This is a genomic window from Actinomycetota bacterium (genome assembly GCA_036280995.1).
Taxonomy (GTDB): Bacteria; Actinomycetota; CALGFH01; order CALGFH01; family CALGFH01; genus CALGFH01.
The window spans coordinates 1-6,156 of sequence record DASUPQ010000649.1; the positions used below are offsets into that span (position 1 = coordinate 1).

6 protein-coding genes are annotated in these 6,156 nt (G+C 74.7%); 1 reads left to right on the plus strand and 5 read right to left on the minus strand.

The window, feature by feature from the left end:
• The 4 genes from VF468_22145 to VF468_22160 all read right to left on the minus strand — a co-directional run.
• Positions 1-810, minus strand: an 810-nt coding sequence (locus tag VF468_22145; GenBank protein ID HEX5880992.1) for an FAD-dependent oxidoreductase, incomplete at its 3' end; no start/stop codon positions are given.
• Positions 807-1,355: a hypothetical protein gene (locus tag VF468_22150; GenBank protein HEX5880993.1), complete on the minus strand. Its 549-nt coding sequence runs from the start codon at positions 1,353-1,355 to the stop codon at positions 807-809. The genes VF468_22150 and VF468_22145, both read right to left, overlap by 4 nt.
• Positions 1,352-4,069: an AMP-binding protein gene (locus VF468_22155; protein ID HEX5880994.1), complete on the minus strand. Its 2,718-nt coding sequence runs from the start codon at positions 4,067-4,069 to the stop codon at positions 1,352-1,354. Before VF468_22155 ends, VF468_22150 begins: the two co-directional genes overlap by 4 nt.
• Positions 4,057-5,298, minus strand: coding sequence for a polysaccharide pyruvyl transferase family protein (locus VF468_22160; GenBank protein ID HEX5880995.1), 1,242 nt, complete (start codon positions 5,296-5,298; stop codon positions 4,057-4,059). Before VF468_22160 ends, VF468_22155 begins: the two co-directional genes overlap by 13 nt.
• Before the next feature lie 196 nt (positions 5,299-5,494).
• Between VF468_22160 and VF468_22165 the strand changes: the two genes are divergently transcribed.
• Positions 5,495-5,770 carry a 2TM domain-containing protein gene (locus VF468_22165; GenBank protein HEX5880996.1) on the plus strand — a complete coding sequence of 92 codons (276 nt, stop codon included), beginning with the start codon at positions 5,495-5,497 and terminating at the stop codon, positions 5,768-5,770.
• Positions 5,771-5,976: 206 nt separating this feature from the next.
• On the opposite strand, the gene VF468_22170 is transcribed toward VF468_22165, so the two are convergent.
• Positions 5,977-6,156: universal stress protein (locus tag VF468_22170; GenBank protein HEX5880997.1), on the minus strand; the 180-nt coding region annotated here is incomplete at its 5' end.

Here is a 6,156-nt window from a genome sequence, read left to right on the forward strand (position 1 = left end):
GTGGCACTGCCAGGCGTCGGGCCACCTGGCGGCCACGGTCAGCACCGGGTCGACGAACAGTCGGGGCTCGCAGGCGATGCCTGAGCGCTGCAGGATGGCCGGGGTGCCCAGGCCGCCGGCGGCCAGCACCACCAGGTCGGCGGTGTCCCGGCGGCTGCCGAGCGGTCCGCGGCTCACCACACCAGTTACCCAGCCGTCGCGGACTGTCAGGCGCTCGACCCGGCAGCCGGTGACCAGGCGTGCCCCGCGGGCGACGGCCTCGTCCAGGTAGCGGCGGCTGTCCCACTTGGCCCCGTAGGGGCAGCCGAGCACGCAGCGGCCGCAGTGCCGGCAGGCCGCCTGCCCGGTGGTCATCTTGGGGACGGGCCGCGGGTCGAGGTCCAGCTCGGCGCAGGACGCGAACAGGCGCCGGGTGGTCGGGTGCCAGCGGGCCTGGTGGACGGTGGACAGGTGGATCTCCCGGCTGATCTGGTCGAACTCGGGATCCAGGTCGATCCCCAGCGCCCTGATGGCGCCGTCGGCGCGGATGCCGTTGCCGGTGGCCATCGGGGTGGTGCCGCCCACCCCGATCCCGTTGACCAGGTACATGTCCCCGGTGCGGCGGACCTGCATGGCGGGAAAGACGGCGCGGATGAGCCGCGGGTCGAAGAGCACGCGGCTGTCGCGCAGCCGCTCGACGGTCGCGCGTTCCAGGCCGAGGCGGCGGAACGGACGGCCGGCCTCCAGCACGGTGACCTCGAAGGGGCCTTGCAGCTCTCGGGCGACGGTCGCCCCGCCGGCCCCGCTGCCGACCACGATCGCGGTCCTCATCCCGCTCGCCTCCTTGGGCGCAGCCGGGCCAGGCAGGCCGGCGCACCTTCGGTGATCCGCTGGGTGAACTCCAGGCGGTCGGCGCCGGACAGGCCGGCCAGCAGGCCGGAGTCCAGCGCGCCGACCAGCCGGCAGACCTCGGCGCTGTAGACCTCGCTGAACGGGCAGCGCCGGACGGTGATCTCGCCGCGCCCGTTGCCGCGAAGGTCGATGTCGAGCAGCCCGTACACCATCCGGGCCGCGGCCATGGCGTCCTCGGCGGTGTGCAGGCGCAGGCCGGTCCGGAGGCGGGCGCCGAGCGCGCGGGCGCCGCGCTCCAGCCGATCGTGGAGTGCGGGCAGGTCCTGCCCGTCCCGCAGGGCGGCCTCGGCCTGGTCCCGGGTGAACAGGGCGTAGCGGCGCAGCAGCGCCTCGGCGTCGAGCCCGTCGAGTGGTGGGACCGGGCAGCCGAACCCGGCCGCGGTGGTGGCGAACAGCGCCCGCAGGGCGGCACGCCGCGCGACCGCGGGGATGTGGCCGTCCAGCAGCCGCACGGCTAGGCTCATCGCCGGCTCCTTCCTGCGGGTGCGGGCGCCTGGTCGTACAGCGAGGCGATCACGTCGCCCAGCTGCTCGGCCACCGCCGCCCGTCTGAGCTTGAGGTTGGTGGTCAGCGTGCCGCCCTCGACCGTCAGGTCGTAGGGCAGGACCTTCCAGCGCCGCACCTGCTCCGGCTGCTCCAGGCGGGCGTTCAGCGCGGCCATGGCCCGGTCCAGCCCGGCCGGTGCGGAGCCGCCGGGCTCCTCGGTCCACACCAGTGCCGCGCAGTACGGCCGGCCCTCGCCCACCACCATCGCCTCGGCCACGCCGGGCAGCGCCCGCAGCATGGCCTCGACCTTGGCCGGGTGCAGGTACTTGCCATAGGCGGTCTTGAGCAGCTCCTTCTTGCGGCCGTCGATGACCAGGAAGCCGCCGGCGGTGAGGTGGCCGAGGTCGCCGGTGGCCAGCCAGCCGTCGCGGAACGGCTGCTCCATGCCGGCGTCGACATAGCCGGTTGTCACCTGCGGCCCGCGGACCAGGACCTCCCCGTCGGCGGCGATCCGCACCGAGGTCTCCGGCAGTGGCGCGCCAACCGTGCCGATCCGGTTGCGGCCGTGGCGGTTCAGGGTGACCAGAGGCGCCTCGGTGAGGCCGTAGGCGTCGTGGACCTCGACCCCCAGGTCGCGGAGGCGGCCGAGCAGGTCCGGGCTGGCCGGCGCCGAGCCCACCATGAGCTGGGCGCAGCGGTCCAGCCCGGCACGCCGCAGCAGCGCCCGCCGCAGCAGCGCCCGTTCGAGCGCGCGCTCCAACCCAAGCGGGCCGGCAAGCCAGCGGCGTCCGAGGCGGCTGGCCGTCAGCGCCTCCCACGCCTTCTCGTACAGCCGCGGAACCGAGAAGAAGATGGTCGGCCGGACCCGGCGCAGCGCCTCGCCGACCTGCCGGAAGTCGTCCAGGAAGCTGACCCGCACCGGCGCCGGCAGCCAGTAGGGGGCGTAGGTGGCCAGGATGCCTTCCACCACATGGTTCATGGGCAGGAACGACAGGTAGGCGGCGGGCCGCGTCCTGGCCGTCCAGGGCAGCAGGCCGGCCATGGTCTCGGCCATCCAGCGCAGCTGCCGGTGGGTGAAGGCGACCCCTTTGGGCGGCCCGGTCGTGCCCGAGGTGTAGCGGATCGTGGCCAGGTCGTCCGGCCCGACCGGCGCGATCTCCGGCCCGGGGTCGGCGGCCCCGGCGCCAAGGAAGTCCGCCCAGGCGAGTACGCCCGCAGGCGCCGGCCCGGGGCAGAACGACACCACCGGGAGGCGGGAACGCAGCTCGCCGAGCCGCGACAGGACGGCCGGCGCCCCGACCAGCAGCAGCCGGGCGCCGCTGGCGGCGAGGACCTCGTCGAGCTCGGCGGGAGGGCTGGTCGGGTGCACTGGCACCCCGACCGCGCCGGCCAGGCCGATCGCGACGTCAACGGTCAGGTAGCGGGTGCTGTTCAGGCCGACAACCGCGACCCGGTCGCCCGGGCCCACTCCGAGGCGCCGCAGGGCACCGGCGGCCGCCAGCATCTCGGCACGCACCGCCCCGGCGTCGCGGTCGACCGCCACCGAGCCGCTGAGATCCTGGTAGGAAACCGGCCGGGCCCCGCCGGCCAGCCGGTGCAGGATCTGCTCGTGGACGGTCCGGTCGCAGCGGTGCATGAACCCGTGGGCGGTGGCGTAGGTGAGCAGGCGCGGCAGGTACGCCCGCCAGTCCGGTGCATAGGGACCGAGCAGCCGGTCGGCGTGGTCACGCCGGAAGCGGCGGCGCTCGGCCAGGTACGGCTGTAGCGCCCGCAGCTCTCCGGGGAGCGCGCCGGGCAGCGGCACGAACAGCGGCCATGGCGGTCGCAGGTCCAGGTGCTCGGCCGCCCAGCAGCGAGTGGCCTCGATCAGCTCGGCTGCGGTCGGCAGCGACTCGAACGGGGCGGTCAGGTGGACGGTCCGGCCCTCGGCCGCCCGGTCGAAGGTGAGGCGCACGATCGCGTCGGCGACCCAGTCCACCGGGACGATGTTGACCCGCAGCCCGGGCCGGACCGGCACCAGCCGCCGCCGCCCGGTGAGGTAGCGGCGCAGCGGCGCGTACACGGTGTTGAAGGTCCGGACCGCACCGGTGCGGCTGTCGCCCACGATCATGGCCGGCCGCACGACCGTGACCGGCAGCGCCGACGCCGCCGCCCGGACCAGCCGCTCACCCTCGTACTTGCTGTGCTCGTAGCCGTTGGCGAAGCCGTACCGGCCGGTCAGATCGTCCTCCGGCACGTCGTCGGGCCGCAGTCCGGCCACGTACGCGGTCGACACATGGGTGAGCCGCGCGAGGCCGTGGTCGCGGTGGGCGGCGGCGGCCAGCTCGAGCACGTGGTCCACGCCGGCGACATTCGTGCGGCGCAGCTCGGCCAGCGGGGCGGCCACCCGCAGGTCGGCGGCGGCGTGCACGACGTGGCTGACCCGCCGGCTGAGCCCGCGCCAGTCGGCCGGGTCCAGGCCCAGCCTGGGCGCCCGCACGTCGCCGGCGACGGCCAGGACCCGCCCGCCGGCGATCCCGGCGGCCAGCTCGGGCCAGTCCCACCAGGCGCGGGCCAGCCGGCGGGTGGCCGCCTGCGCGTCCGCCGCCCGGACCAGGGCCACCACCTCGTGGTCAGTCCGCTCGACCAGGCGGCGGGCGACCTGGGCGCCGAGGAACCCGGTGGCGCCGGTGACCAGGACTACGCCGCCCATGCCGGCTCACCCCACCCGTGCCCCAGCACGAACCCGCGCAGGAGCTCGCGGTTGCGCCGCGCCGCCGCGGCATGCACCAGGTGGCCATGCCGGAGCGCGGCCCGGACCGGCGCCGGGTCGGCGAGCAGCCGCTCGACCCGCTCCTCGACCGAGGCGAACACCTCGGGCGAGGCCCCGCCCTTGACGAACAGGTCGTCGGCCAGGCCCAGCTCCTGATACAGGCTGACCAGCCGCAGGTCGTGGCCGACGGCGAGCTGGGGCACGGCCGCGGCCATGGACAGCACGGCCGCGTGGTAGCGGGAGGTGACCAGCAGGTCCAGGCTGCGCAGCAGGGTGGTCATCCGGGAGGCGTCGTGCTCGCGGGAGGAGAACACCCGGGCCCGCGCCCCATGCCGCATGCGGTCCCGGACCGCCCAGGCCAGCGGCTCGTCCAGCTCCTCCATGCCGATCAGCGCCACCGGCCGCCCCTGCCGGGCCACGATGCCGTCGGCGAGGGCCGCATAGCCCTCGGCCAGGGCGCGGCTCGTCCGCCGCCGCGCCGACGAGTGCGCGAAGTAGTACGGCCAGCGGTAGCAGTCCTGCTGGCGGCCCCACGGCCGGACCACCACCGGGAAGCGGCTGAAGTCCACCAGGGCCAGCCCGACCGCCCCGGCGCCCTCCGGCCACGTCGCCTCCAGCCAGGCGGCGTCCTGCGGGTCGGGCTGGAAGTTGAAGGCGTTGTCGGCGGTCGCGGTGATCGGCGCGGTGACCCCCCAGGACCGCAGCCGCTCCGCGGCGGCCGCTGACCTGGTCACGATCAGCTCGCTGCGGCTCGCCACCCGGCGGGTCAGCCACCGGTCGAGCTGGGATAGCTGGCCGGCGTCCACCGCGTAGGCCAGGGACGGCTTGCCGGCCTCGTCGGCGCACCGGGTCGCCCACAGGAAGTACCACAGCAGTGCCGGTGTCCAGGTGTCCATGTAGGCGCTGCCCTCGACCAGCACGACCAGGTCGTGGTCGCGGACCAGCCTGCGGACGGCGGCAACGAAGACTGTCGGGATCGGGGCGATCCGCAGCGTGGGACCGGGTTGCAGGTAGCGGCGCAGGTTGGCCGCGTTCAGGGTGGGAACGGTCAGGCGGGCGTCTGGGCCGAGGACCGCTCGCAGGTCGGCGATGTCGGCCTGCAGGAGTGCCTCGGCGCCGGTGTTGTTGGCGCCGTTGTACCCGACCAGCAGGGCGGTGGGTGCGGTCATATCGCCTTCCGGCTCGACGGTTCTGGCTCCTAGGTTCAGCGTGACCTGCCGCTGCTCCTGCGCCTACGGCCGGGCGGCACGCCAGCTTCGGGACCATCGGCAGCCGATGGGGCCTTCGGACCGTGGAATCGCGGTCCCACTGGCTCGTGCGGTCCGCCGCCGGAGGTGGGATGGTGACGGGGAGGAGGTGGCAACCATGACCGACCTGCGGACGCCTGCCAGCGAGCCGGGGCTCCGCGAGCAGGCGACCAGTCGTCTGCGGAAGAAGCGGGACTTCAGCGCGCACCTGCTCGCCTACGTGCTGTTCAACGGCGCCCTGGTGATCATCTGGGCGCTGACCGGGGCCAGTTTCTTCTGGCCGGCGATTCCGATGCTGATCTGGGGCATCGGCCTGGTGTTCCACGCCTGGGACATCTACCAGCAGCCGTTCAGCGAGCAGCAGATCCAGCACGAGTTGAAGCGGATGCGCTGACGCGCCCCGCTGGCCGGACCCGCGTCGTCACTCGGCGCGGGTCCTGTGCCTGGCCTGCTCGTCTTCCACCCGGGAACGAGGCCCCGCTGGGCGAGCCAACTTCTTTCAGATCGCGTACAAGGCTGGTGCCAGCTTCCGCCGCGCCGCCAACCCGATCCAGCGCTCCTGATCCCTCGCAAGGCACCGTGCTGGTGCTGGTGGGACGCTCAGCGGACGACCAGCACCGGCCAGCGGGCGTGATGCAGCAGCCGGGTGGAGACCGACCCGAGCAGCAGCCGGTGGGCCGCCGAGTGGCCCCGAGCGCCGACGACGACGAGGTCGGCGCCGTTCTCCTCCGCACCCAGCTCGAGCTGGACGGCCGGGTCGCCGGTCCGCACCTCCAGCCG

Bases quoted from the DNA above. Each gene is read 5' to 3' on its own strand.
- VF468_22155 (HEX5880994.1), bottom strand. From the start codon at position 4,069: ATGGGCGGCGTAGTCCTGGTCACCGGCGCCACCGGGTTCCTCGGCGCC.
- VF468_22165 (HEX5880996.1), top strand. From the start codon at position 5,495: ATGACCGACCTGCGGACGCCTGCCAGCGAGCCGGGGCTCCGCGAGCAG.
- VF468_22150 (HEX5880993.1), bottom strand. From the start codon at position 1,355: ATGAGCCTAGCCGTGCGGCTGCTGGACGGCCACATCCCCGCGGTCGCG.
- VF468_22160 (HEX5880995.1), bottom strand. From the start codon at position 5,298: ATGACCGCACCCACCGCCCTGCTGGTCGGGTACAACGGCGCCAACAAC.